The organism is Curtobacterium citri, assembly GCF_030362955.1.
In the GTDB taxonomy this organism is placed as follows: Bacteria; Actinomycetota; Actinomycetes; order Actinomycetales; family Microbacteriaceae; genus Curtobacterium; species Curtobacterium citri.
On sequence record NZ_JAUCML010000006.1, the window covers coordinates 131,014 to 154,484 of the forward strand.

Sequence of the window (23,471 nt, forward strand, 5' to 3'; positions counted from 1 at the left end):
CCTGTCGGCGCTCGCTCCCGCGAGCCCCACGCCCCGTCCCATCGAACAGGACGCCCGCGAGTTGCTCGCCGGCCGACAATTCCACGTCTGCGGTGACAACGTCCTCCACGCGATGGACTCTGTCTCCCGCTACACCGGCGGTATCTTCGCAGCCGGCGCTCACGCCATGTCACGTGTGCAGCGCCTGCAACCGCAGTACCCGACCGTGCCGATGATCGCGGAACCCGATGCTGTCCGGAACTACTGGGCGACGGAAGACGCCCCGTTCCAACTCAACCGGGACGAGAACGAACTGATCCCACCCAACCTCGACTGGCACCTCAGCATGCAACGCATGGCCGGAAGCGCGTTGGCGATGACCCCAACCGGACAGATCAAGGCGGGAGACGCCCGCACCCTCAAGAACGCCCTCCACGAAGCGAACGCCATCGACCGCGACGACGTCCTGTTCACCCTGCCGCTGAGCGCAGGATGGCTGAGCAACCCCGACTACGCTCGACAGGTCGTGAAGGTCATCGACCGCAGCCGCCACCCGGTCGCGCTGACCTTCACCGACAAGAAGAACCCGCTCGAGAGCCGGAAGCGCATGCGCGCATACCGACGACTCATCACCGAGACGACCGGCACCGTCCTCGCGTACCGGGTCGACATGTTCGGCTTCGACGCCGTCGCCCACGGCGCGATCGCCTCAGCGATCGGCGCGTACCCCTCGGTGCGCCGGCTCAACCCGGTCGGCACCCGCGGAAGCGCCATCGACCCCGAAGACATGGCCCCACACATGCTCGTTGGCGACATGCTCCGGTTCGTCCGCACCAAGCAGATACGGCGAGTCTGGTTCGCGGAAGCAGAACCGTTCGTGTGCTTCTGCACCGTCTGTGACGGACAGCCCATCGATCGCCTCTTCGGAACGGACGAAGACCGGAACACCGGGCACCTCCACAACCTGGCGGAGATCGGGCGGATGCACGACGCGACCACAGGTCTCGCACCCAGCGCTCGGCTCGCCGCCTGGGTCGACCAGGTGAAGGGAGCGCTGGACACCTACCCGCAGCTCGAGACCCACATCCACCGGCCACTGCCGATTCCGGACGACCTCGAAGTGTGGGCAGAGCCGGTCAGATGAGGTGACCGCCCGGGAGAAGGCGCAGGAACTGCTCGTACACGAGCTCGGAGAACCGCCATCTCGCGGCAGTCCATCGGCGAGGCCTGAAGGGTGCCGGTTCAAGGACTCGATCGTCCTGCAGGCCGCAGACGATGCCGATGCCGTAATACGAGGCTTCGGTCATCAGCATCGACCAGTCGGCAGTACCTTGCTCTGCAACCCGAACGACGCGTGGGCCGTATCCGACCCACTCGTGGGCGACAGCACACCCTTGCGTCCAGCTGTCCGCCTCCGCGGTGATCTCGAGCACGTCGACCACCGGCCTTAGGATACGGCGCCCCCACACCGCACCCGCGGGATCCGCGACAACAGCAGCAACGGTGTGACCCTCATGACCAGTCAGGGGTGCGGTGAAACGCGGCGGAACCGGAGCCAGATCATCGTCTGGAAGCGTCATCGCAGCCGCCAGCAGATACTCGTCCGGCACCGCAGACACAGCGCTCCGGACACGACGGCGATGTTCGTCTACATCAACCCCGTACACGACGGTTAGCGCAGCGCCGTCGAAGACGCCCGAGTAACAGAACACCCGCTGGTGATCAGGCACCGAGTCGCGAAACGACAGAGGAATCGGGTGCAGCTCCGCCGTCACCTGGCATCACCGAGGACTGTCGCAAGACCCAGGGCGGCGATGATCCGGCATGCGTCATGTTCGCGTTGTCGCTGATCTCGAAGCATCCCAGTTCCTCCCGCTCTCCATGACCCTATGCGGCCGGTCCGACTTCGGCGCCGAACGCGATGGCTGCACAATCGTAATCCGCACCACGACCAGCCCCGTGACCGCTGAGTCGCCTGGATACGACCGCTGTGAGAACTCCCCAGAATCTGTGTGCGGCGGTGGTTGCTCCGACGAGACGCGAGCAGGCCGCACGCCGACGAGCAGTGCGAGCGCTGACCCCTCCTGAAGGCTGCTCGCCGCGTCCTGCGAATGCCGCAAGTGCCTCTGGACAGCATCGGTAACACGACCGTAACCTCGTCGTAGCCTTTTTCGAACAAGCGCTCAACATACTTCCTGCGCACCGACGACCCCGAGGTCGTCCAGAAGCACGCGGCCAAGGTGTACGGCAAGGCCAGCGTCGGGGCGCCGCCGATGTCGGTCCCGCACCTCGACACCCGCATCGTCGACGGCTCGGCCTCGCTGATGTTCGGTCCCCACGCCGGGTTCAGCCCGAAGTTCCTGAAGCAGGGCTCGATGTTCGACCTGTTCCGGTCGATCCGTCCCCACAACCTGCGCCTGATGCTCAGCGTCGCGTTCTCGAACTTCGACCTGGTGCGGTACCTGGTCGGTCAGCTGTTGGCGTCGAAGCAGACCAAGTTCGAAGCGCTGCGTGACTTCATGCCCGCGGCCGAGCCGGGCAACTGGCACAAGATCATCGCCGGCCAGCGCGTCCAGGTCATCAAGCCGGACAAGGACAAGGGCGGGGTGCTGCAGTTCGGGACCGAGGTGATCACGGCCGCGGACGGCTCGATCGCCGGCCTGCTCGGCGCGTCTCCGGGGGCGTCCACCGCGGTGCCGATCATGCTCGGGCTGCTCCGCAAGTGCTTCCCCGACCGCTGGGCGGGCTGGGAGCCCACGGTGCGCGAGATGGTGCCGACGTACGGCACAGACCTCGGCGCCGACCCGCAGCTCGCCGACGAGACCCTTGAGCACACCGCGAAGGTCCTCGGCCTGCATCACACCGCCTCTCAGGGGCGAGGAGTGACTCACGAGACCACCAGCGAAAGGTCGGCGACCGTATAGGTGCACGGCAGATCGCCGAAGTCGACGCGTACTTAGCGTAGGACTGCGAATTCAGGCCCCACAGCTGTCCGATAGCCGATCGGCTATCGGACACCCTGACAAGTCGACTTGCACGGGTCTTACGCGTAGCGATCATGGTCGTCGGGGCGTGCACGGTGGGCTACTCGGCGGAGTGGCTGGCCCGTGACGGTACGTCCAGTCGCTGGGTGGTGGGCGATTCCTTAGCGCGCGGCCGTGATGGTGGGTGTGGAGGTGGTCCGTGTGGTGTGGATCGTGCTGGCGGTCGTCATCGTGCTGCTGTTAGTGGTCGTCGGGTCGGTCGGGGCTGCGCTGCTCGCGGTGGCGTCAGAAGTGGAGCAGGAACCTTTCCTTGACGACTGAGCGGCGAAGTCAGGCTGGGGTGCCGAGCCGGTACCCGACGCCGCGTATGGTGTCGATGAGGTCTCGGCCGGTTTTCCGCCGGATGTAGTGGACGTACGTGTCGACCGTGCCGAGCTGCTCGCCGTTGTCGAACACGGCGGACAGCAGATGCTGCCTTGTGAACGCTCTTGACGGCTCGCTGGTGAGCAGTCGCAGCAGTGCGGTCTCCTTCTCGGTCAGCATCACGCGGCCGGTGTACGGAGAGGTGATGCTGTGATCGTCGGGGTAGAACGACCACCCGCCGATGTCGATGCTGGTGCCGACGCCGGTGTAGTCGCGGGTGAGGGCCCGGAGTCGGGCGGCGAGCTCGTCGAAGTCAAAAGGCTTCACGAGGTAGTCGTTGGCGCCGGCATCCAGCCCGGAGACACGGTCGTGGACTTCACCGAGGGCGGTGAGCATCAGCACGGGTGTGCTGATGCGTTGCTGCCGGAGAGTCTCGACGACGGTGGTGCCGTCGATACCCGGGAGCCGACGATCGATGACCATGACGTCGAAGTACTCCGCGGCGGCAGTCTCGAGCGCCGATTCCCCGTCCGAGCAGAGCGTCACGCTCCACCGCTCACCTAGCTCATCGGCGACGAGCGGGCCGAGGCGGGGGTCGTCCTCGACGAGGAGGAGTCGGGGCATCACGCGCGGGCCTTCCGATCGTGATCCGGTGCGCTGTCATCGGCAATCGGGAGGTGCAACGCGAACACGGTCCCACTGCTGTCGGTGCGTTCGACGACCGCGTCGCCGCCGGCTCGCACGGCGATGTCGCGGACCAACGCTAACCCGATGCCATATCCGGTACGGGTGCTCGTCGTCGTCCCTGTTGCGTCGACTGGAGTGCCGTGGGCGAAGCGATCGAACACCCGTGCCGGTTCAATGCCGCCGATGCCGGGTCCGTTGTCTGTGACGCGGATCGTGACGCGGTTTCCGGTCGTCGTCGCGGTGACGTGGACTCGACCACCAGGGCGTGTGTGGCCGATGGCGTTGTCGGTCAGCGCGACGAGACAGCGGTGGAGCTGCGTCTCCGACACCCGCACGTGGACGCCGATCGGATCGACGTCGAGGTGAACGTCCCGGTCGGCGGCGAGGACGCGCATGTCACGGTGCACCGCCTCCATCGCCGCCCGCAGGTCGGCGCTGCCCTCGGCGTCGGCTGTTCCGGCGGCGGCTTCGAGGAGGTCGTTGACGATGTCGATCAAGATCTGTGTGTCCCCGCGGAGCTCGTCAACCACGGGGCGCCGTCGGTCGTCTGCCGGGGTCATGCGTTGTAGGCGTTGCACGCGGGCGTTGAGCACCGTCAGCGGGGTGCGCAGCTCGTGGCTGGCGTCAGCGACGAAGGTGCGTTGCATCCGTGCGGCTTCGGCAATCGGCCGGACTGCGCGGCGGGCAATCAGCCACGCGGCGATACCGGCGAGCACAATCGCGAGACCGCCGACGCCGATTACCGCGATGCTGAGGTCGACGGTGTCGAGGTAGATGTGGATATCCGTCGGCCCAGGGCGCTCGTGGAGCTGGTTCGGTGTCAACTGCCACAGTACGTACGCCACGACGAGGACGATGATCGCGATGACGAGCGCGGCCGAGACGATCGCGACGCGAAGCGCGATGCCGATGACTGACCGGCGGTACGCCAAACGGTCCGGGTCGGCTTCCGAACTGGACCGGAACGACCACCTGGTCACCGTGTCTGCGACTGCTGACCGCCATCCAGCTGACATCTGATCCCTTCCGTGCAAGCGACGCCGGAACGCGAGGGGGATGCGTTCCGGCGTCACCGTATCGGCACGATCCTGCCTCACTCAGAGCAGCATCGAGCGAACCGAGCCTCACCGCCGCCACCCAAGGAACCGCCAAGAAAGCTCTGCCCCGACTTTCAAACGTCATTCTTGGTGAAGTCTTGCGCGCGTCTTCCTACCGTCGGTGCATCGCCGGTTCCGCGAATCCCGCGGCACGGCCCGTCCCGACGAGGAGAACACCATGTCCCACTCGCCCGCAGTGCCGCTGCCGACCCGGACACGCGCCAACAAGGTGCCAGACCCGACCGCATCGTTCTGGATCATCAAGGTCCTCGCCACCACCGTCGGGGAGACCGCCGCTGACCTCCTCAGCGACACCGTCGGACTGGGGCTGCCGCTGACGACGCTGATCATGGCGGTCGCGCTGGCCGTGTTTCTGGTCCTGCAGTTCCGGGCCCGCGCGTACCGGCCGCCGTTGTACTGGGTCACCGTGGTGCTGATCAGCATCGTCGGGACCTGCGTCACCGACAACCTCACCGACGGCCTCGGCGTGCCGCTCGCGGTCAGCACCACCGTCTTCGGCCTCGCGCTCCTGGCCGTGTTCGCGATCTGGTACCGGGTCGAGGGCACCCTCTCGATCCACAGCATCGACACCGTCCGCCGGGAAGCGTTCTACTGGCTCGCGATCCTGTTCACCTTCGCCCTCGGCACCGCCGCGGGAGACCTCATCGCCGAACAGACCGGACTGGGCTACTTCCCATCCCTGCTGCTCTTCGCCGCAGCCATCGCACTGACCGCTGCCGTCTGGTTCATCGGCCGACGCGGCCCGGTCCTCTGCTTCTGGATCGCGTACATCCTCACCCGCCCCCTCGGTGCATCCACCGGTGACCTGCTGTCCGCGTCGACGAAGGATGGCGGCCTGGGCATCGGGACGATTACCACCAGCATCGTGTTCTTCGTCATCATCGCGGCGATCATCAGCTACCTCGTGATCCGCCTCCGACGCGACACCTCTTCGCAGAGCGTCCGCCTCACCGTCTGACCGAGTCCGCTGGTGTCGCCGTCTATTCGGGATATGGCGACACCAGCCTTTCCTGTGAAAGGCCCTCCGTGCTCCACACCGTTCCGCTTGCCGTAAGCCTCTTCGACGCCGCGTCCGTCCTCCACGCCTTCGGCCCGTACGTCCTCGCCGGCATCGCGCTGCTCATCTTCATCGAGTCCGGCGTCCTGTTCCCCTTCCTGCCCGGCGACTCCCTCCTCGTCACCGCCGCGATCATCAGCAGCACCCTCGGCGTCACACCGTGGCAGGTTGCCCTCGTCGCATCCATCGCCGCGATCGCCGGAGACCAGGTCGGATACTGGATCGGCAAACGGTACGGCCAGCGCCTGTTCAAGGACGACGCCCGCATCCTCACCACCGCCCGACTCGACGAAGCGGAAGCGTTCTTCACCAAGTGGGGTGGCCTCAGCCTGATCCTCGGCCGCTTCGTCCCGATCGTCCGAACGTACGTGCCACTCGCAGCGGGCACCGCGCAGATGCACTACCGCCGGTTCCTGCTGTTCAACCTCATCGGCGCGATCTCCTGGGCCTGCGGCCTCACCGCTGTCGGCGTGCTCCTCGGCGGCATCCCGCTCATCGCCCACAACATCGACGCGCTGATGATCGTCATCATCCTGGTCTCGGTCCTCCCCATCGTCATCGGCGCACTTCGCAAACGCCACGTTGACCGGAAGCACCGCGAAGCATCCGCTTCCCCAGCCGAGCGCACGGCCCGCGAGCGTTGAGCAGCACGATGGCCCAGCAGAACCGGGTTCCGGAACCGACGACGTCGTTCTGGGTGATCAAGGTCCTCACCACCGGAATGGGGGAAGCACTCTCCGACTTCCTCGTCACCCGGTTCGACCCCGCCCCAACGGTGCTGATCACCGCGGCACTCTTCGCCACCATCCTCGCCGTCCAGCTCCGAGCAGACCGTTACCGGCCCTGGCTCTACTGGGGAACCGTGTCCATGGTGGGAGTGTTCGGCACCATGGTCGCCGACGTCACCCACGTTGCACTCGGCGTCCCCTACGCCGTCTCGACACCCGTGTTCCTCATGGGGTTGGTCGTTGTGTTCGTCCTGTGGCGCCGTGTCGAGGGCACCGTCGACGTGCACGCCATCACCAGCACCCACCGGCAGCGGTTCTACTGGGCCGCCGTCATCGCCACGTTCGCGATGGGGACCGCCGCCGGGGATCTCGCCGCCAGCACCCTCCACCTCGGATATTTCAGTGGTGGCCTCGTCTTCGTCGTCGCAACGATCGTCGTTGTTCTCGTTCGCGCCATGTCGGTGCTCGGGCCGGTCACTGCGTTCTGGACCGCGTACGTCCTCACCCGACCAATCGGCGCGTCCTTCGCCGACTACGTCGCGGTCCCGCGCACTCGAGGCGGCCTCGATGTCGGCACTGGGCTCGTCAGCGCACTCCTCCTCATCACCATCGCCTTAGCGGTGGCTTGGAAGAACACGACGCAGCCAGCACCATCCGCCGGACCTGTCAGCTGATCTATACCGCTCTGGGGGCTCCTGGCGTGCGTCCGATAGCCGATGGTGAACAGGTCGCCGCGTCGGCGACGATCCAGAAGCAAGACCGTCGCGTACGTTCCAGTCATGCGCACTCCAAGAGAGACCTTCGGCCTCGAAGGGACGGGACGGTCGTGGACTCAAGTCCTGCTCGACGTGGTGAGCGGCACTGTCGTCCTAACCGGTATCGCGGTGATCGCCGGCAACGCGCCATCCGGTGACTCGATTGCAGTCTGGATCGGAAGCGGGTTGATCGTGATTGGGGCCCTTTGCTGGGCTGTGGGCACCTGGTTGGCCGTTCGGGCAGCCAAACGCAAACCGCGGCAGCCGTCTCGATAGCCGATGGACTATCGGACGCGCCGCGGCCATCACTTCTATGTCGTTGGTGCTGAGTTCGTTCGCAAGTTCTGCCCGGCCGATCGCGCTGGTCCTCGGCGGAAGAGCCATGCGATGTTCGAGGGGCTGGGGCTGAGGCGGGTTGCGGCCTCCGCCATGACGCGTTCTTCGAGGGCGCGGTCACGCGTGAGCTCGTGGATCTCGGCGGATGCACGCCACCAGAACCAGACCCTCGCGATGACCGCGAAGTGTCCGGGTCCCGTCGTCTTGGTCGTATGAGAGGTCATGCGTTCGATGCGTCGACCGTCGTCGTACCGCGGAGGTCGTCGTCGGTGACGTGTTCCTTCCAGGTCGTCGCGGTGGAGGGGTCGTCGCCGAGTTCGAGGAACGCGATGTGCTCCATGAAGCCGTCGTCCGTGGAGGCGTGCCAGTGCTCCTGCTCGGGCGGGGTGTAGAGCGTCTGCCCGGGCTGAACCTCGATGACGTCGCCGTCGCGGGTGCCGAACCGAGCGGTGCCCTGGGTGATGTAAAGGTACTGGCCCTTCTCGTGGGAGTGCCACGCGGTGCGTGCACCGGGCGCAAACCGCACCAGTGCTGCGGTTGCGTGCTGGCCGTCCTCATGGGGACGCACGATCGGCTCGACCCAGACATCGCCGGCGAACTGCTCGGGCGGGTTCTTCACGGTCGGGGTGCGCGGTTCGATGTGCATGGTGGTTCCTTCTGCTCTTTGTCTCGGGTCAGAGTTTGATCGCCGTACGAGTGTTCGCGACAGTCACCACCAGAACGGCGCCTGCGGTCGGTACGGGTCCTCGATCATGGCGACTTCCTCGTCGGTCAGATCGATGTCGAGCGCAGCGACGGCGTCGGTGAGGTGGGCGGGCTTGGTCGCGCCGACGACGGGCGCGGACACGACCGGGTTGCGGAGCACCCATGCGAGGGCGACCTGCGCCATCGGGACGCCCCGCTCTGCGGCGATCCGCTCGACCGCGTCGATGACGGGTGCGTCATCGACGGAGTCGAACGCCTTGGCGACGGTGTCCGTCGCGGACCGGCTCGTCTCGACACCGCGGGGCCTGGTGAGCCGGCCCTTCGCGTTCGGGGAGTACGGGACCAGGCAGACGCCCTGGTCGGCGCACATCGGGATCATCTCCCGTTCATCTTCACGCTTCAGTGCGTTGTACTGGTCCTGCATGCTCACGAACGGCGTCCACCCGTGCACGGCCGCGGCGGTCTGCAGCTTCGCGAACTGCCATGCCCACATCGACGACGCCCCGAGGTAGCGCACCTTCCCGGCCCGGACGAGACCGTCGAGGGTCTCCATGGTCTCCTCGACCGGCGTCTGCTCGTCGAAGCGGTGGATCTGGTACAGGTCGATGTAGTCCGTCCCGAGCCGGCGGAGGGACGCGTCGACCTGTTCGAGGATCGCCTTCCGGGACAGGCCCGCTCCGCCGGGTCCGTCGTGCATCTTCCCGGACACCTTCGTCGCGAGCACGATGTCCTCGCGGCGGGAGTACTCCCGGACGGCGCGGCCGACGTACTCCTCGCTGGTGCCCTGCTGGTACACGTTCGCGGTGTCCCAGAACGTGATCCCGAGTTCCACCGCCTGCCGGAAGAACACCGACGACGCTTCCTCGTCGAGCGTCCACGAGTGCATCCCCGTTGCGGGGTCGCCGAAGCTCATGCAGCCGAGGGCGAGCCGACTGACCCGCAGCCCCGTCGATCCGAGACGTTTGTGCTGCATGCTGATCCTCCTCAGAACCCGCGAAAACCGTGCGCTCAACGGATTTTTACCACCGGGCTCCTGGCCGGAGGGATGCTCCGACGGAACACCCCTCGGCGGTCGCCGTGTCTCTACCGTCGGAGATATTCACGACGGCAGCAGGAGGCATCCATGAGCAACTGGTCACCCGAGACCCTCAAACGGTTCGACGCTGCGGACGACCTGCACGTCAGCCCGTTCCGAGGCGACGGCACCACCCCAGGCACGCCGACGTGGATCTGGTCCGTCGTGGTCGACGGCGACCTCTACGCCCGAGCATGGAACGGCAGACGGTCCAGCTGGTTCCACGCCGCTGTGGAGCAAGCAGCCGGCGGCATCCAGATCGCCGGCGAGCAGCACGACGTCGCGTTCGACGAGCCTGGCCCCGACCTCAATAGCCGGATCGACGCCGCGTACGAGCAGAAGTACGCCGGCAGCAGCTACCTGCCGCCGATGCTGCAGGACGGTCCCACCGCCGCGACCATCCGGATCCGCCCACGCACGGCGTGACCAACACGAACAACCACCGAAGGAGACCCCATGACTGAGCAGCAACGACAGGTCGGCGGTGGCCGGGCGATGTTCGGCGACTTCGCGCCGAAGCTCGCCGAACTCACCGACGACGTCCTCTTTGACGACGTCTGGAACCGACCCGAGCTCTCCGCCCGCGACCGGAGTCTCGCGACCGTTGCGGTGCTCACCGCGGGCGGTCACACCGATCAGCTGCGCTTCCACCTCGGCCGCGCGGTCGAGAACGGACTCACCGAGCAGCAGCTCATCGAGACGATCATCCATGTCACCCTCTACGCGGGCTGGCCGAACGGCATGGCCGCCATGAGTGTCGCGAAGGACCTATTCGGTCAGGACTGACCAGCAGCACTCCGCGTCACACTGGGCGACGGCTTCTGCTCGTGCTCCTTCGTCGCAATCCAGCTCGAGAGCAGGCGCAGCGACTCCGCGGTTGGCGAGCCCGGTTCGGCTGAGTACACGAGGAAGTTCAGCCCGGCCTCGGCCATCGGTTCCATCGCTTCGTAGAGCATGTGCAGGTCCCCGACCACCGGGTGCCGGAAGAATTTGTTGCCGTGCGCGTGGTGACGCACGTTGTGGGCACCCCACCGCGTCCGGAACTCCTCGCTCACCGTCGATAGCTCCCCGATGAGGCTCTGCAGTGCCGCGTCGTGGGGGTTCCGGCCGGCTTCGGTGCGGAGGATCGCGACGTTGATGTCCGCAGCGCCGTCCCAGTTCGGGTAGAACGCACGGGACTGCTCCTGCTGCGAGAAGGTGAACCGCGCCAGGTTTACCGGCCGCTCCGGACGTTCGTACATGTCCCAGTACAGGCCGCGGAACAGCTGATTCTCGGCGAGGACGTCCATCCGCCCGTTCCGGACGAACGCCGGCCCGGCGGTGAACCCGTCCAGCGCCCACTGCATCCCCGGACGTGCCACGCGTTGCGGCGCCGAGCGGCGCTTCCGAACAGGGGAGGCGTTCGCCTCCCGTGCCAGGTCGAACAGATGCTCCCGCTCCGCGTCGTCGAGGAGCAACGCGTCCGCGATCGCGGTCAGGACCGCGTCGGATGCGCCGACCAGGTCGCCGCGCTCGAGCTTGGCGTAGTACTCCACGCTCACCCCCGCGAGCATCGCCACCTCAGCACGACGAAGCCCGGGAACGCGACGGCCCGGGCCGCCCGGCAGCTCCACCTGCTCCGGCGTCACCCGAGCCCGTCGAGAGATCAGGAAGTCCTTGACCTCGCCCTTGTTCTGCATGCAGACACCGTAGAACGAAGCACCCGCGGCAGAGGCGTTCCGACAGAACACCTCACGCCATGAATCGTCTCGATAGCCGATGGGCTACCGGACGAGCAACCCTGGTGCTCAGGGAGCTTGGAAGCCGGCCGCCTGGAGCACCTTCTGCCCGGCGTCGGAGCGGATGTAGTCGCTGAACGCTGCGGCGAGGTCGGGGTTCTTGCTCTCCTTGAGTACGGCGATCGGGTACGTGTTGACGGCGGACGAGGCGTCCTTGAACGTCACTCCGTCGACTTTGCCGGCGGCGCCCTTGACGTCGGTGACGTAGACCAGACCGGCGTCTGCTTGCCCGGAGCTGACCTTCCCGAGCACGTCGGTGACGGACTGTTCCTCGCTGACGGGCTTCAACGTGATGCCGGTGGCCTGCTCGACCTTCTCGGTCGCGGCGCCACATGGGACGGGGCTGGCGCACGTGACGACCTGCACGTCGGCGCCGGTGAGGTCCTTGAAGTCGGTGATTTTCTTCGGGTTGCCGGGTGCGACCGCGATCTCGAGCGTGTTTTTGGCGAAGTCCTCCGGTGCGCCCTGGAGGTCGCTGGCGGTGAGCTTGTCCATGTTCTTCGTGTCCGCGGACGCGAAGACGTCGGCCGGTGCGCCGTTCTGGATCTGGGTCACGAGGTCGCTGGAGCCGGCGAAGGAGAACTCGATCGTCGTGCCCGGGTGCGCGGCCTCGTACTGCTTGCCCAGCTCGGTGAACGTCTTCTGCAACGACGCTGCCGCGAACACCGTGATCGAGCCCGTTGCGGACGTCGACGACGCAGAGGGCGATGACGAGCTGGCTGTCGTGCTGCCGGTGGAGCACGAGGTGAGCAGCAGCGACGCCGCGGCGACCGCGGTCAGGAGGACGGGCAGGCGGGTGGCGCGGTGCGGCATGACGGGGTTCCATTCGACAGGTCGCGCCGCAGATGCGGCGATGTTCCGCCATTCAACACGAATATGCGGAATGGCCGGGCGTCGAGGGTTGGCGTGATCTGTACGGCCGTCGTCCCGATCACCGCTGGCGGTGGGCTCGGGCTCGGCTGTTGGCTGACGTCATGACAGATGAGCGTTCAGTGACGAGCGAAACCGATGGCAGTGCCGGTGATGCGAACTACGGCGTGATCGGGGCCGGGTACGCGCAGTACCGGCGTCCGGAGCCGGCGTTCATCGCCGCGATCCGGGCCGCACTCGGCGACGCGCGAACGCTGGTGAACGTGGGCGCTGGTGCGGGCTCCTACGAACCGGCCGACCTGGACGTCACCGCCGTCGAACCCAGCGCGACCATGCGCGCGCAGCGTCCCGCCGGATTCTCGCCGGCGGTCGACGCGACCGCGGAGGATCTCCCGTTCGGTGATGACACCTTCGACGCGGCCCTGGCGTCGTTCACCGTCCATCAATGGCGGGACCTGACGGCCGGAGTCCACGAGATCCGCCGGGTGACCCGCGGCCCGGTCGTGATCCTCACCTGCGACCCGGCGGCGCTCACCCGGTCCTGGATCAACGACTACGCACCCGAGGTGATCGCCACAGAAGCCAGCAGGTACCCGGCGATCGACGCTCTGCGAGTTGGCCTCGGCGGAACCGTCAGCGTTGAGTCGGTGCCAATCCCACTCGGATGCGTCGACGGGTTCAGCGAGGCGTACTACGGCCGTCCCGAAGCGCTCCTCGACCCCGGCGCCCGGCGTGCGAACTCTGCGTGGAGCTTCGTCGGTCCGGACGTCGAGGCACGCTTCGAGCGCACGCTGCAGGCGGACCTTGACTCGGGCGCATGGGACGCCCGGCAAGGACAGCTCCGCTCGCAGCCCGCGTTCGACGGGTCACTGCGCCTGGTGGTGGGCCGCCCGTGACGACGGAGACGGTACAGCGGCAGGGGAAGGTGCTGTGGCCGGTCGCCGCCTGGTTTTGGGCGCTGCAGTTCGCGGTGCTGAACCCGCTCCTCGCCGTGCTCCTCGTGAGCCTCTACGACGCGACGCCCGCCGAGGTCGGCTGGGTCCTCGGCCTCTACAACGTCGGCGGGTTCGTCGCGTCCCTGCTCATCCCGTCCCTCGCGGACCGGACCTGGAACTACCTGCGGCCGCTGGTCTACTGTGCGCTCGGCGGGGTCGCCCTAGTCGCGGTCCTCGCGGCCACGACGTCACTGCCGGTGGTCGTGCTCGCCCTGGTCATCCTCGGCGGCCCGCCCGGCGTCGGGTCGACGCTCCTGTTCGCGCAGCTCCGCCACGAAGGCGCACCACCCGCGCAGGTCATCCGGACGCGTGCGATCGTCTCCTTCGCCTGGGTCATCGGCCCACCCCTGGCAACCCTTGTCACCGGGGCGGCAGGCTCCCCGGCAGCGCTGGCGCTGCTCGCCGGCATCGGCCTGGTCAACGTCGTCACCGCACTCCTGCTCCTCCGCCGGCTCGGGACCACTGGCACCGATGACGCTGTGCCTCGACCTCGGCTGATGGCGCAGCTCCGCGGCTGGAACCGGTGGGGTGTCGTCGGAGCGTTCACGCTCCTGCAAGCCACGAACATCGCCACCGTCACCATCGCGACCCTGTTCGTCACTCACGACCTCCACGCGCCGATCATCTGGGCCGGCATCACCCTCGGTGCTGCCGCCCTCCTCGAGATCCCCGCACTGCTGCTCATCGGCCGACTCCAGGAGCACCGCTCCGTCTGGCTCCTCCTCGCCGGCGGGTGGGCGTGCGGAGTCGCGTACTACGGCCTCATCGCTCTGGTCCACGAGCCGTGGCACCTCCTCGTCCTGCAGCCACTGAACGCCTGGTTCTTCGCGACCGTCGCCGGCCTCGGCCTGACCGTGTTCCAAGACGTCTTCCCGAGCCCCGGGCTCGCATCGGGCCTGTTCACCAACACCCGCCGCGCCGGAGCCGTCCTCGCCGGCCTCCTCATCGCCGCCCTCGGCGCGTTTACCGCTCCGTACCGGGCCGTATACGTCGCTGCCGCGATCATCGTGCTCACCGTCCTTGGCATCGCCGCTGCGGTCACCACCCGTGCGCACCCCTCTGCACGCTAGGTTCAGGGTCGTGAGCACTGACCGCGACCACCGAGTGGCGGTCCTCGTCCTCGACGGGGCGAAGGCACTCGACGTCGGGATCGCCGCGCACGTGTTCGCGAAGCGCCCGAGCATGCCCTACGAGGTCCGCGTCTGTGCCGAGCACGTCGGCACCGTGAACGGGTGGAACGGTCTCGCGTACGCCGTCAGCCACGACCTCGACACCCTCACCTGGGCTGACACCATCCTCGTCCCCGGCTACCGGAACCCCGCCGACGTCACCACGCCGCCAGCGGTCATCGCGGCACTTCGCGCAGCGCACGAGCGCGGTGCCCGGATCGCCGCGATCTCGACGGGAGCGTTCACCCTCGCCGCCGCCGGCCTCCTCGATGGGCGCCGCGCGACGACGCACTGGCACTACACGAACGTCCTCCGCGACCAGCACCCGAAGGTCGACGTCGACGAGCACGTCCTGTTCGTCGATGCCGGCAACGTCCTCACCAGTGCTGGCGCCGCGAGCGGCATCGACCTCTGCCTTCACCTCATCCGACGTGACCACGGCGTCGCGCTCGCGAACCACGTCGCCCGCCGCCTCGTCAGCGCCCCCTACCGAAGCGGCGGCCAGGCTCAGTACGTGCCCCGGACCATCCCCGAACCCCTCGGCGACATCTTCGCCGCCACCCGAGCCTGGACGCTCGACCACCTCGACGAAGACTTGTCTCTCGCGGTGCTTGCTCGCCAGGCGAACGTGTCTGCGCGGACGTTCTCTCGCCGCTTCACGGCAGACACGGGCATCACCCCGATGCAGTGGGTCCTCCGCGCCAGGATCGACCACGCCCGCGAACTCCTCGAACGCACCGACCTCACCATGACCCAGATCGCAGAAGCCACCGGCCTGCGATCCGATGCCAACCTTCGACGCCACTTCGGCAGCATCATCGGCACCTCCCCCACCGCCTACCGAACCGCGTTCCAGGAGTGACAGGACCATCTCGATGGCCGATCGGATCGATACGCGGCCGCCAGCAGGTTCGTGAGATGAAACGCCCAACCGTCCTGTGCGGGCCGGACGACCGACCCGTCAGGTAGCTGCCGAAGTCAGCCTCGCTCAGAGTGAGCACACTGCCGGGTGGTTCTTCGTCGTTTCTTGGAGACGCCTCGATGCACTGCGTGGGTGCTGAATGAGTCGACCGCGCTCCCTCTGATGACCGCTTCTGCGTGGCGGCGCCCTGTGGAGCGGGCGGTGGTCGTTGTTGTCCTGCTCGTTGTGGCGGGCTTGCTCCTGCGTGGCCATCCGGTCGACGCGCCATCGGCGGCTGCGCTGAACGGTGCGCACACGGGGGTGGTTGGGGCGCTGAGCTCGGCTGTCTACACCGTCTTCGAGCCGGTGCCCGCGATCCTGCTGACGATGGTGCTCACCGCGGTGGTTTGGGCCCGCACGCGATGTCTTGTGGTCGCCGCTGGCTTCGCCGGCGTTGTTGCGTTGACGTGGATCCCGTCCGATGTGCTCAAGGTGGTGGTCGGGCGGCCGCGGCCGGACGGATCTGTGCTGTCGCACCCGTTCGTACCCGCGCAGCCGGACGCGTCGTTCCCGAGCGGGCACATGGTCTTCGTGGTCGCGCTGGTTCTGGCGGCGTTGATGTTGGTGCGCGATGTCCGACGTCGACGAGTGTGGGCGGTGTGCGGCGGCTTGGTGATCGTGGCGGTCGCGACCGCATTGACCGTTGACGGGGTGCACTGGCCGACAGACGTGGTCGCGTCGGTCGTGTGGGCGTTGGCGGTGGCGCCGGTCGCTCGGATCGTCTGGGTCGATGTGGTGCTGCGGCGGGTCACGCAACGGCTGGAGCAGACTGGTCGGCATCGTTCAGGGCGAGGGAAGGATCGTTCGTGAGGAAGCCGGCGCGGCAGCTGTTGATGGTGTTGCGCGGTGTCACGGATCGTGACCCGGATCGTCGGGCCTATCGACGCTCCGCGCTCCGAATCGGTCTCCGGGTTGCTGTCGTGTCGGCAGCGCTGGTGTTCTCGGTCATCATCTTGGTCGCCGTATACATCCTCTGGCAGCTGACGCCGGCGCAGCAGCTCGAGCGGCACGGCCCCGAGGACGTCCACGTGTACCTCGACACGTTCGATCTGCTCATCGCGGTGCTGGTGGTCGGTGCGGCAGCAGTGGTGCTCGCGGGGATTGCGACGTGGCTGATCGCCGGTCGCGCGGTCCGGCCGCTCGCCGAGGCCTACCGGCTGCAGCGGACGTTCGTCGCGGACGCGAGCCACGAGCTGCGGACGCCGCTGACGGTGCTGAGCGCCCGGGTGCAGCAGCTCCAGGCGATGCTCCCCGCGGCGAGTACCGAGCGCGCGGTCGCGGACGAGCTCCGCACGGACACCCGAGCCCTGGCCGAGGTCGTCGAGGACCTGCTCGCCACCGCGGCCGGCCGGACCGACGAAGCCGCGGTGGCGGAGCTCGACGCCGGTCTCGCGGCGGCCGCGAACGACATGGCGGTCCTCGCCCACCACCGGCAGGTGCACCTCGTCGTCACCCCGGGCGAGGGCGTCCTGGCCGTCACGCCCACGCAGCTCCGGCGGTGCCTCGTCGCGCTCGTCGACAACGCCGTCGGGCACAGTCCGACCGGTGGCGCGGTGTGGGTCGAGAACGAGGTCGTCGGCGACCGCGTGGTGATTCGAGTCCGCGACGAGGGGCAGGGCATCACCGGGATCGCCCCGCGGCGGGTGTTCGACCGGTTCGCCCACGGCGACGCCCCGGCCGCCGGCGGACCGACCCGGACGAGCAACGGCATCGGACTCGCGCTCGTGAAGGACGTCGCCGTCCGCGCGGGCGGTGACGTCCGGGTGGAGCGCACCGGTCCGTCCGGCACCGTGTTCGCGCTGACCCTGCCGCTCGCCGGCGGGACCGGGCGGGGGCGGCGAGGATGAGCGGCGGCGGACGGGTCCTGCTCGTCGAGGACGACCCGCGCCTCGGGCCGATCGTGCGGGACGTGCTGTCGGCGTCGTGGGAGGTCGAGCTCGTCACCACCCGGGTGGACGCGCTCGAGGCCGCGCTGCACCGGCTGTTCGACGTGCTCGTGGTCGACCGACGCCTGCCGGACGGCGACGGCCTGGACGTCGTGCGAGAGCTCCGACGCTTCCGGGTCGCCACCCCGGCGCTCGTGCTCACCGCGCTCGGCGAGGTGCGCGACCGGGTGTCCGGGCTCGACACCGGCGCGAACGACTACCTGGTGAAGCCGTTCGACTTCGACGAGCTGAACGCCCGGCTCCGGGCGCTCACCCGCGAGCCGGTCGATCTCGGGCCCGCGTACGAGATCGGCGGCTGGTCGTTCCGGCCGGACGACCACACCGTGCACTCGCCCTACAGCGGTCGCGTGGCCCTGACCGACCGGGAGTCCGACCTGCTCGCGGTGCTCGCCGCGGAACCAGACCGGGTGTTCTCGCGCGAGCAGCTGCTGTCCGCGGTGTTCGAGCACGGCGAGCAGCTCGGCACGGTCGACACGTACGTGCACTACCTCCGGAAAAAGACCGAGCGGGACCTCATCGCGACCGTGCGGGGCAAGGGCTACCGGCTCGGCACCCCGGCCTGACGCCGGCAGCGGGAAGGGCTCCGAGGGTCGCTCGGCGCCTCAGCCGCGGTCGTACCGGACGACCCAGGTGCGGGCGATCTTCCACTGCTGTGTCTGGTGGAAGCCCGCTGGTCGGAGCGCGGCGGTCGCCGTCGCACGGTCGTCCGGTTTCGTGGCCGTAACGAGCCACACCGTCGTCGCGCCGCCCACGGCCCGACCGGCATCTCGGAGGGGCTGCTGCGTCTCCCAGAGCCCGTCACCGGCACCGGCGGGCGTGATCAGGAGCGGATCGTCGAGGCCGGCGAACGCTGCTGGGTAGGTTTCCGCGATGATCCGTGACGTCGCTTTCGGGTGCCGCTGCACGGGGCCGAAGAGCACTGCGTCGCGTGCGATGTCCGATTCGCCGAGCCGTTGCCGCTGGATCAGTGCGGCGACCTGGTTCCAGGCGGAGTCGTCCTTCGCGGTCACGGTCCGCTGCGCCGCCCAGCTCGGCGCCGACAGTCCCACAGCGAGGAGCACCACCACGATGGCGGCCGGTCGGAACCACCGCGTCGGAACCGCGGCGAGGGGGGCTGCCATGAGGAGCGCCGCAGCGGGTGCCGCGAACGCGACGTACCGGGGTGAGTACAGCGGGTGGGTCACCACGGACGCGGCGATGAGCGCGATCGTCGGCACGTACACCCACGGCACCGCCACCGCGAGCACCGGCCGCAGCCGCTCGACCCGGAGCGCGGCGACGAGTCCGCAGCCGGCCAGGACCCAGAGGAGCACCGCGAACCCGGTGTTCTCGTACGAGAACTGCGTGACGAGGAACTCCTCCACGGTGTGGATGCTGATGTGCTGGATCCAGCTGATCTGCGCTGATTGTGCAGAGGACAGCACCGCCAGCGGCACCGCACCGATCAGGACAACGGCAGTGGTGACGACCCATGCTGCGAGTGGGATCGGGGAGGTTTCGTGCCGGATGCGGCGCAGCGCCAGCAAGGTCAGGAAGTGACCGATCGGGACGAGGATCAGGTACAGGAACACGGCGCAGCCGAGCAGCGATACCGCTCCGTAGACCACCCACCAGATCCAGCCGGCCCTTTTCGCGGCGGTGCGGTCGACCGCGGCGAGCAGCAGCAGCGTCGACAGGGTTGCGAGGAGCGCGCCGGTGGCGAAGGAGCGGCCCTCTGCCCCCATCCACGTCACCCGCGGCAGGACAGCGAAGAGCAGACCGGCGGTGATCCCGAGCCGGGCGTCCTCGAGTCGTCTGCCGAGGATCACGACGAGGGCCGCGGTGACTCCGACGGCGATGGCGGATGGCAGCCGGAGCGTGAACGGCGTGTACCCGACCAGGCCGAACCAGACGTGCATCAGGGAGTAGTAGGTGGCGTGCACCAGGTCGACCTGCTGCACTTCCCGGCCGAGAGCGGCCCAGGACCGGGTCGCGGAGGTCACGGTGGCGGCTTCGTCGTACCAGACGCTCGGCACCCAGCTGCCGATCACCGCGACCAGGAACGCCGCCAGCCCGACCAGGACCGGCCCGAGCAGGCGCATTCTCCGGACGCTTCGACGACCCGACGGGGCCGGGTGAGCGGGCACTGTGCGGGGCAGGGTGTCATTCAGCATCGAGGAGTCCCTCCCGGTCCGCCTCAACCGCGACCGCAACGACCGCCGCGCCCGTGCTCACCAGCCCCAGCACAACGACGCCGGCTACAGCCAACCCAATCCAGAGACCCATCTTCATCACCTCGCCATCTACCGTGCGAGGGCCGTCCCCAGAAACCGACAAGACTCTCCCCCGGCGGCCACCTTGGCCGTTTCTGGGAGCGGCAGCGCGAAAGTCGTGGGTATGACTCGCACTCGGTGGACGCACGAACGATGGTTCGACCTGGTGTTCCTCGTCGGATTCGCTTTCAAGGCGATCGATGGGTTCATCGAGCTCGTCGTCGGCATCCCGCTGCTGTTCCTGCGCCCCGGCCAGGTCGACAGCGTCGCCCGGCTCATCACCGCCGGTGAGCTCCGCGAGGACCCGGACGATCTCCTCGCGCACCTGATCCGCCACGGCGTCGCAACCCTCAGCGCCGACGCAACCCTGTTCGCCGCCGTGTACCTGATCATCCACGGCGTGGTGAAGCTCGGCATCGTCGCGGCGATCTTCCGCGGCTCCCGCCGGCTCTACCCCTGGGCCATCGCCGCGCTCGGCGCGTTCGTCATCTGGCAGGGATACGAGTTCGCCCTGCACCCCAGCGTCGGGCTGGCGCTGCTGACCCTGTTCGACCTCGTCATCGTCGCGCTGACCGTCCGCGAGTGGCGGCACCACCGCAGCCTCGGCGACGCGGTCCGCAGCATGCTCGGCCGCACCAAGGACGCTTCCTCCCGGCCGCGCAACACGCACCTCTCGAGGCACGCCGCATGAGCGTCGTCCTCGCCGCTGGCATGTTCAGCGCCGCGTCGGTCCTGCACGCCTTCGGGCCGTGGGTCCTCGCCGGGATCGCGCTCCTCGTCATCGTCGAGTCCGGCGTGCTGTTCCCGTTCCTGCCCGGTGACTCGCTCCTCGTCACCGCTGCGATCCTCAGCGCAACGCTCGGCATCACCCCGTGGCAGGTTGCCGTCGTGGCGACCATCGCTGCCATCGTCGGCGACGTCATCGGGTACAGCCTCGGCGCACGATTCGGTCGGCGCCTGTTCCGGCCGACCGCGCGTCTGCTCACCCCGGCACGTCTCCACGAATCCGAGCGGTTCTTCGCCCGATGGGGTGGACTCTCCCTCGTCCTCGGCCGCTTCGTGCCCGTCGTTCGCACCTACGTGCCCCTCGCGGCCGGAACCGCTCGGATGCCGGTTGCGCGGTTCATGCTGTGGAACGTCATCGGTGCCGTCGCATGGGTCGGCGTCCTCGTCGCCGCGGGAGTCCTCCTCGGCGGTGTGCCGCTCATCGCGGACCACATCGACGCCGTCATGATCATCGTCGTGATCGTGTCGGTGCTTCCCCTCCTCATCGGCGCGCTCCTACGTCGCCGGCGCACTCCCCGGATTCCCCGGTGAGCGCCGACCAGCCGGGCTGGTGGCGTCGGAAGTTCGCGCCGCAGCTGCGCACCGTCAGCAGGAGCGAGCGTGCCGTCCTGCTGCGCGGCGCACTCGTCCTCGCCGTCCTCGGCGCGATCGTGTTCGCGATCATGCTGGTGGGCGTGCTCACGCACACCGGCGTTCAGGGCCTTGATCAGCCCGTCGACGACTGGTTCGACGCGCAACGCGACCCTGGCCGGACCACCGTGATGACCGTCCTCGCGACGGTCTTCGGCCCCGTCGGCATGCCGATCGTCGTCCTGGTCGTCACCGTCACGTGGGCGATCCTCGCCCGGCATGCATGGCGGCCGCTCGTCCTGGCGTGCGGGATGCTCGTCGGTGTCGCGACAGCGCAGGTCCTCGCGCCGATCGTGCAGCATCCCCGGCCTCCGATTGGCGAGATGCTCCTCGGCCCCGACCACACCTTCTCGTTCCCGTCCGGACACGTCCTCGGTGCCAGCGACTTCTTCCTCATCGGCGCGTTCCTGATTGCCTCCCGCACGCACCGCCGATGGGTCACCGTCGGCCTGTTCGCGCTGGCTGCGTTCGCGATCGCCATGCAGATCATCAGCCGGCTCTACCTCGGCTACCACTGGCTGACGGACACGCTCTCCTCCTTCGGCCTGTCGATGATGATCACCGCCCTGACGATCGCGATTGACACCCGCCTCACCGCCCGACTCCCCGACGCGCCGCACGACCACGCGGGACCTGAGCGGGATCACAGTTCCGGCAGAATGGGCCGGTGACGACGACTCAGCAGCCGCCGCCCGTTCGCGGCCTTGCGCCGCTCTACCTCGCCGGCTTCACTACCGCTTTCGGCGCCCATGGCGTCGGCAGCGTCCTCGGTGCCGAGACCGACGACATCGGCCTGAGCCTGCTCGGCCTCGGCATCGTCCTGGCGCTCTACGACGTCGCCGAGGTGATCCTGAAGCCGCTGTTCGGTGCGCTCAGTGACCGGATCGGCGCGAAGCCCGTGATCGTGGGTGGCCTTGTCGGCTTCGTCGTCGCGTCGCTGTTGGCGATCATCTACCCGACGGTGGTGGTGCTCGCCATCGCCCGGCTCGGGCAGGGTGCCGCGGCGTCGGCGTTCAGCCCGGCGTCGTCGGCAGCCGTCGCGCGCATCGCCGGGAAGCAGCGCCTCGGCCGGTACTTCGGCCGGTACGGGGCGTGGAAGAGTCTCGGCTACGTCGCCGGACCGCTCATCGGGATCGTCCTCGTCCAGGCGCTCGACATCCGCGCGCTCTACATTGCCCTCGGACTCCTCGCCGCCGCGGCTGCTGTCTGGGTTGCGGTCGCGATGCCGGCGCTTCCCGTTCAACCACGCCCGCGGTACACGGTCGTCGACCTTGTCCGGCAGACCGCCGACCGGTCGTTCCTGATCCCGACGATGCTGCTCGCGACCACGACCGCGGTGCTCGGTGTCGCGATCGGGTTCCTGCCGCTTCTCGCGAACCGCCTCGACCTGCCGGCGATCGTCGGCGCTGTTGCCATCGCGGTGCTTGCACTGGTGTCGACGCTCGTTCAGCCAGTGACCGGCCGCCTGCGGGACACCGGTCGGATCAGCACGCGGGCCGGCAGCAGCAGCGGGCTCGCGATCGCCGCGGCCGCGCTGGTCCTCCTCGCGGCGGCTCCGAACGTGGTGACGCTGTTCGTTGCGGCGCTCGCGTTCGGGGTGATGATCGGGCTGGTCACTCCGCTCGCGTTCGCCCACCTCGCGGCGGCGACCCCGGAAGAACGCATGGGCCGCACCATGGGCAATGCGGAGCTCGGTCGGGAAGCCGGCGACGCCGGCGGACCACTCCTGGTGGGAGCAGTTGCGGCCGCCTGGACCTTGCCGGCGGCGCTCGGGCTCCTGGCCGCAGGAACCGCGGCGGCGAGTGTTGTCAGCTGGACGACACTGCGCCGCCGCAGACCGGCCGCGGACGAGCCGCTTCAGTAGGTGCCGTCGCGGCGGTCCTGCTGCGTGATCTGCTCGCCCGAGGCGGGGTCGATACCCGATCGGGTCGTCGTGGTGGTTCGGCGGCCGCCGAACGCGACGGCGAGGCTGATGATCAGCAGCACCACGCCGGCGATCATCAAAATGAAGCCGATGAGGTTCAAGTTGATGCCGGCCACCTGGTAGTCGACGGCGAACGCGATGATCGCGCCGATGACGATCAGGGCAATGCTCGATCCGATACGCACGATGCTGCTCCTTCGGTTGGGAGTCCCGACGGTACTGATCGGGAAGATCACCGGTTTGGCGCAGCGGCGCCGGAACACGAGGGGGGGAATGTGTTCCGGCGCCGCCGCGGACCCCCAGCCGTAGCGCTGGTAGGTCGTAGTGCAGATTGCCCTGGCGGCTCCAAGGAACGACCAAGACACGGGTCGGG

Annotated in this window: 27 protein-coding genes and 1 pseudogene; 18 read left to right on the forward strand and 10 right to left on the reverse strand. The window is 68.3% G+C overall.

Features of this window, described 5'->3' with window-relative positions; translation table 11 throughout:
- The first annotated feature begins 112 nt into the window (after window positions 1–112).
- On the forward strand, window positions 113–1,123 hold the full coding sequence (locus QUG92_RS10900) for a hypothetical protein (protein ID WP_289459047.1): 1,011 nt from the start codon (window positions 113–115) through the stop codon (window positions 1,121–1,123).
- Here the strand turns inward: QUG92_RS10900 and QUG92_RS10905 are convergent.
- A complete protein-coding gene (locus QUG92_RS10905; protein WP_289459048.1) occupies window positions 1,116–1,754 on the reverse strand; it encodes a hypothetical protein in 639 nt (212 codons plus the stop codon). The two genes, QUG92_RS10900 and QUG92_RS10905, sit on opposite strands and share 8 nt — an antisense overlap.
- 417 nt (window positions 1,755–2,171) lie before the next feature.
- On the opposite strand from QUG92_RS10905, the pseudogene QUG92_RS10910 reads away from it, so the two are divergent.
- Window positions 2,172–2,837, forward strand: a pseudogene (locus QUG92_RS10910) (malate:quinone oxidoreductase); the annotation flags it as partial.
- A gap of 300 nt (window positions 2,838–3,137) precedes the next feature.
- Window positions 3,138–3,284, forward strand: a complete 147-nt coding sequence (locus tag QUG92_RS10915) for a hypothetical protein (protein ID WP_289459049.1) — start codon at window positions 3,138–3,140, stop codon at window positions 3,282–3,284.
- A gap of 9 nt (window positions 3,285–3,293) precedes the next feature.
- Here QUG92_RS10915 and QUG92_RS10920 read toward each other — a convergent pair whose 3' ends face one another.
- Together QUG92_RS10920 and QUG92_RS10925 are read right to left on the reverse strand one after the other, a co-directional pair.
- The gene (locus QUG92_RS10920; protein ID WP_289459050.1) at window positions 3,294–3,950 is read right to left on the reverse strand and encodes a response regulator transcription factor; all 657 of its coding nucleotides are present in this window, start codon (window positions 3,948–3,950) and stop codon (window positions 3,294–3,296) included.
- Entirely contained in the window at window positions 3,950–4,993 is a 1,044-nt protein-coding gene (locus tag QUG92_RS10925) for a sensor histidine kinase (RefSeq protein ID WP_289459051.1), read from the reverse strand. The genes QUG92_RS10920 and QUG92_RS10925 overlap by 1 nt, the downstream gene beginning before the upstream one ends.
- A 295-nt stretch (window positions 4,994–5,288) precedes the next feature.
- On the opposite strand from QUG92_RS10925, the gene QUG92_RS10930 reads away from it, so the two are divergent.
- From QUG92_RS10930 to QUG92_RS10940, 3 genes are all read left to right on the forward strand, one after another.
- The gene (locus tag QUG92_RS10930) at window positions 5,289–6,089 is read left to right on the forward strand and encodes a COG4705 family protein (protein WP_289459052.1); all 801 of its coding nucleotides are present in this window, start codon (window positions 5,289–5,291) and stop codon (window positions 6,087–6,089) included.
- A gap of 68 nt (window positions 6,090–6,157) precedes the next feature.
- Window positions 6,158–6,832 (forward strand): DedA family protein, encoded by a 675-nt coding sequence (locus QUG92_RS10935; RefSeq protein ID WP_289459053.1) that lies wholly within the window; start codon window positions 6,158–6,160, stop codon window positions 6,830–6,832.
- Between the two features lie 8 nt (window positions 6,833–6,840).
- Complete coding sequence (locus tag QUG92_RS10940) at window positions 6,841–7,590, forward strand: COG4705 family protein (RefSeq protein WP_289459054.1); 750 nt, start codon at window positions 6,841–6,843, stop codon at window positions 7,588–7,590.
- A 637-nt stretch (window positions 7,591–8,227) separates the two neighbouring features.
- Here the strand turns inward: QUG92_RS10940 and QUG92_RS10945 are convergent.
- Both QUG92_RS10945 and QUG92_RS10950 read right to left on the reverse strand, forming a co-directional pair.
- Entirely contained in the window at window positions 8,228–8,653 is a 426-nt protein-coding gene (locus QUG92_RS10945) for a cupin domain-containing protein (RefSeq protein WP_289459055.1), read from the reverse strand.
- Window positions 8,654–8,716: 63 nt separating this feature from the next.
- Window positions 8,717–9,685 (reverse strand): aldo/keto reductase, encoded by a 969-nt coding sequence (locus tag QUG92_RS10950; protein WP_289459056.1) that lies wholly within the window; start codon window positions 9,683–9,685, stop codon window positions 8,717–8,719.
- Between the two features lie 150 nt (window positions 9,686–9,835).
- On the opposite strand from QUG92_RS10950, the gene QUG92_RS10955 reads away from it, so the two are divergent.
- Together QUG92_RS10955 and QUG92_RS10960 are read left to right on the forward strand one after the other, a co-directional pair.
- A complete protein-coding gene (locus QUG92_RS10955) occupies window positions 9,836–10,213 on the forward strand; it encodes a DUF2255 family protein (RefSeq protein WP_289459057.1) in 378 nt (125 codons plus the stop codon).
- A 30-nt stretch (window positions 10,214–10,243) separates the two neighbouring features.
- Window positions 10,244–10,573 carry a carboxymuconolactone decarboxylase family protein gene (locus QUG92_RS10960; RefSeq protein WP_289459058.1) on the forward strand — a complete coding sequence of 110 codons (330 nt, stop codon included), beginning with the start codon at window positions 10,244–10,246 and terminating at the stop codon, window positions 10,571–10,573.
- Here the strand turns inward: QUG92_RS10960 and QUG92_RS10965 are convergent.
- Both QUG92_RS10965 and modA read right to left on the reverse strand, forming a co-directional pair.
- Entirely contained in the window at window positions 10,564–11,466 is a 903-nt protein-coding gene (locus tag QUG92_RS10965; RefSeq protein WP_289459059.1) for a helix-turn-helix transcriptional regulator, read from the reverse strand. The genes QUG92_RS10960 and QUG92_RS10965 overlap by 10 nt on opposite strands.
- A gap of 108 nt (window positions 11,467–11,574) precedes the next feature.
- A complete protein-coding gene (gene modA / locus QUG92_RS10970; protein WP_289459060.1) occupies window positions 11,575–12,378 on the reverse strand; it encodes a molybdate ABC transporter substrate-binding protein in 804 nt (267 codons plus the stop codon).
- Between the two features lie 32 nt (window positions 12,379–12,410).
- Between modA and QUG92_RS10975 the strand changes: the two genes are divergently transcribed.
- From QUG92_RS10975 to QUG92_RS11000, 6 genes are all read left to right on the forward strand, one after another.
- Window positions 12,411–13,331 (forward strand): class I SAM-dependent methyltransferase, encoded by a 921-nt coding sequence (locus tag QUG92_RS10975; protein WP_289459062.1) that lies wholly within the window; start codon window positions 12,411–12,413, stop codon window positions 13,329–13,331.
- Window positions 13,328–14,500 (forward strand): MFS transporter, encoded by a 1,173-nt coding sequence (locus QUG92_RS10980; protein ID WP_289459063.1) that lies wholly within the window; start codon window positions 13,328–13,330, stop codon window positions 14,498–14,500. The genes QUG92_RS10975 and QUG92_RS10980 overlap by 4 nt, the downstream gene beginning before the upstream one ends.
- Before the next feature lie 10 nt (window positions 14,501–14,510).
- Complete coding sequence (locus tag QUG92_RS10985) at window positions 14,511–15,461, forward strand: GlxA family transcriptional regulator (RefSeq protein ID WP_289459065.1); 951 nt, start codon at window positions 14,511–14,513, stop codon at window positions 15,459–15,461.
- Between the two features lie 222 nt (window positions 15,462–15,683).
- On the forward strand, window positions 15,684–16,370 hold the full coding sequence (locus QUG92_RS10990; RefSeq protein WP_289459066.1) for a phosphatase PAP2 family protein: 687 nt from the start codon (window positions 15,684–15,686) through the stop codon (window positions 16,368–16,370).
- 110 nt (window positions 16,371–16,480) lie between these two features.
- Window positions 16,481–17,407, forward strand: a complete 927-nt coding sequence (locus QUG92_RS10995; protein ID WP_289459068.1) for a sensor histidine kinase — start codon at window positions 16,481–16,483, stop codon at window positions 17,405–17,407.
- Window positions 17,404–18,069: a response regulator transcription factor gene (locus QUG92_RS11000; RefSeq protein WP_289459069.1), complete on the forward strand. Its 666-nt coding sequence runs from the start codon at window positions 17,404–17,406 to the stop codon at window positions 18,067–18,069. Before QUG92_RS10995 ends, QUG92_RS11000 begins: the two co-directional genes overlap by 4 nt.
- Before the next feature lie 39 nt (window positions 18,070–18,108).
- Here QUG92_RS11000 and QUG92_RS11005 read toward each other — a convergent pair whose 3' ends face one another.
- On the reverse strand, window positions 18,109–19,587 hold the full coding sequence (locus QUG92_RS11005) for a glycosyltransferase family 39 protein (protein WP_289459071.1): 1,479 nt from the start codon (window positions 19,585–19,587) through the stop codon (window positions 18,109–18,111).
- Between the two features lie 61 nt (window positions 19,588–19,648).
- Window positions 19,649–19,777 (reverse strand): hypothetical protein, encoded by a 129-nt coding sequence (locus tag QUG92_RS11010; protein ID WP_289459072.1) that lies wholly within the window; start codon window positions 19,775–19,777, stop codon window positions 19,649–19,651.
- A gap of 105 nt (window positions 19,778–19,882) precedes the next feature.
- On the opposite strand from QUG92_RS11010, the gene QUG92_RS11015 reads away from it, so the two are divergent.
- The 4 genes from QUG92_RS11015 to QUG92_RS11030 are packed head-to-tail and all read left to right on the forward strand — an operon-like array spanning window position 19,883 to window position 23,038.
- On the forward strand, window positions 19,883–20,449 hold the full coding sequence (locus QUG92_RS11015; protein ID WP_289459073.1) for a DUF2127 domain-containing protein: 567 nt from the start codon (window positions 19,883–19,885) through the stop codon (window positions 20,447–20,449).
- The gene (locus tag QUG92_RS11020; protein WP_289459074.1) at window positions 20,446–21,075 is read left to right on the forward strand and encodes a DedA family protein; all 630 of its coding nucleotides are present in this window, start codon (window positions 20,446–20,448) and stop codon (window positions 21,073–21,075) included. The genes QUG92_RS11015 and QUG92_RS11020 overlap by 4 nt, the downstream gene beginning before the upstream one ends.
- Window positions 21,072–21,845 carry a phosphatase PAP2 family protein gene (locus QUG92_RS11025; RefSeq protein WP_289459076.1) on the forward strand — a complete coding sequence of 258 codons (774 nt, stop codon included), beginning with the start codon at window positions 21,072–21,074 and terminating at the stop codon, window positions 21,843–21,845. Before QUG92_RS11020 ends, QUG92_RS11025 begins: the two co-directional genes overlap by 4 nt.
- The gene (locus QUG92_RS11030) at window positions 21,842–23,038 is read left to right on the forward strand and encodes an MFS transporter (protein WP_289459077.1); all 1,197 of its coding nucleotides are present in this window, start codon (window positions 21,842–21,844) and stop codon (window positions 23,036–23,038) included. The genes QUG92_RS11025 and QUG92_RS11030 overlap by 4 nt, the downstream gene beginning before the upstream one ends.
- On the opposite strand, the gene QUG92_RS11035 is transcribed toward QUG92_RS11030, so the two are convergent.
- Window positions 23,032–23,283 (reverse strand): DUF6458 family protein, encoded by a 252-nt coding sequence (locus QUG92_RS11035; protein ID WP_289459078.1) that lies wholly within the window; start codon window positions 23,281–23,283, stop codon window positions 23,032–23,034. The genes QUG92_RS11030 and QUG92_RS11035 overlap by 7 nt on opposite strands.
- Between the last annotated feature and the right edge of the window lie 188 nt (window positions 23,284–23,471).

Bases quoted from the DNA above. Each gene is read 5' to 3' on its own strand.
- QUG92_RS10900 (WP_289459047.1), top strand. From the start codon at position 113: ATGGACTCTGTCTCCCGCTACACCGGCGGTATCTTCGCAGCCGGCGCT.
- QUG92_RS11000 (WP_289459069.1), top strand. From the start codon at position 17,404: ATGAGCGGCGGCGGACGGGTCCTGCTCGTCGAGGACGACCCGCGCCTC.
- QUG92_RS10950 (WP_289459056.1), bottom strand. From the start codon at position 9,685: ATGCAGCACAAACGTCTCGGATCGACGGGGCTGCGGGTCAGTCGGCTC.
- QUG92_RS10990 (WP_289459066.1), top strand. From the start codon at position 15,684: ATGACCGCTTCTGCGTGGCGGCGCCCTGTGGAGCGGGCGGTGGTCGTT.
- QUG92_RS10920 (WP_289459050.1), bottom strand. From the start codon at position 3,950: ATGCCCCGACTCCTCCTCGTCGAGGACGACCCCCGCCTCGGCCCGCTC.
- QUG92_RS10965 (WP_289459059.1), bottom strand. From the start codon at position 11,466: ATGCAGAACAAGGGCGAGGTCAAGGACTTCCTGATCTCTCGACGGGCT.
- QUG92_RS11020 (WP_289459074.1), top strand. From the start codon at position 20,446: ATGAGCGTCGTCCTCGCCGCTGGCATGTTCAGCGCCGCGTCGGTCCTG.
- QUG92_RS10930 (WP_289459052.1), top strand. From the start codon at position 5,289: ATGTCCCACTCGCCCGCAGTGCCGCTGCCGACCCGGACACGCGCCAAC.
- QUG92_RS11015 (WP_289459073.1), top strand. From the start codon at position 19,883: ATGACTCGCACTCGGTGGACGCACGAACGATGGTTCGACCTGGTGTTC.
- QUG92_RS11005 (WP_289459071.1), bottom strand. From the start codon at position 19,587: ATGCGCCTGCTCGGGCCGGTCCTGGTCGGGCTGGCGGCGTTCCTGGTC.
- QUG92_RS10945 (WP_289459055.1), bottom strand. From the start codon at position 8,653: ATGCACATCGAACCGCGCACCCCGACCGTGAAGAACCCGCCCGAGCAG.
- QUG92_RS10955 (WP_289459057.1), top strand. From the start codon at position 9,836: ATGAGCAACTGGTCACCCGAGACCCTCAAACGGTTCGACGCTGCGGAC.
- QUG92_RS10940 (WP_289459054.1), top strand. From the start codon at position 6,841: ATGGCCCAGCAGAACCGGGTTCCGGAACCGACGACGTCGTTCTGGGTG.
- modA (WP_289459060.1), bottom strand. From the start codon at position 12,378: ATGCCGCACCGCGCCACCCGCCTGCCCGTCCTCCTGACCGCGGTCGCC.
- QUG92_RS11010 (WP_289459072.1), bottom strand. From the start codon at position 19,777: ATGAAGATGGGTCTCTGGATTGGGTTGGCTGTAGCCGGCGTCGTTGTG.
- QUG92_RS10975 (WP_289459062.1), top strand. From the start codon at position 12,411: ATGCGGCGATGTTCCGCCATTCAACACGAATATGCGGAATGGCCGGGC.
- QUG92_RS10960 (WP_289459058.1), top strand. From the start codon at position 10,244: ATGACTGAGCAGCAACGACAGGTCGGCGGTGGCCGGGCGATGTTCGGC.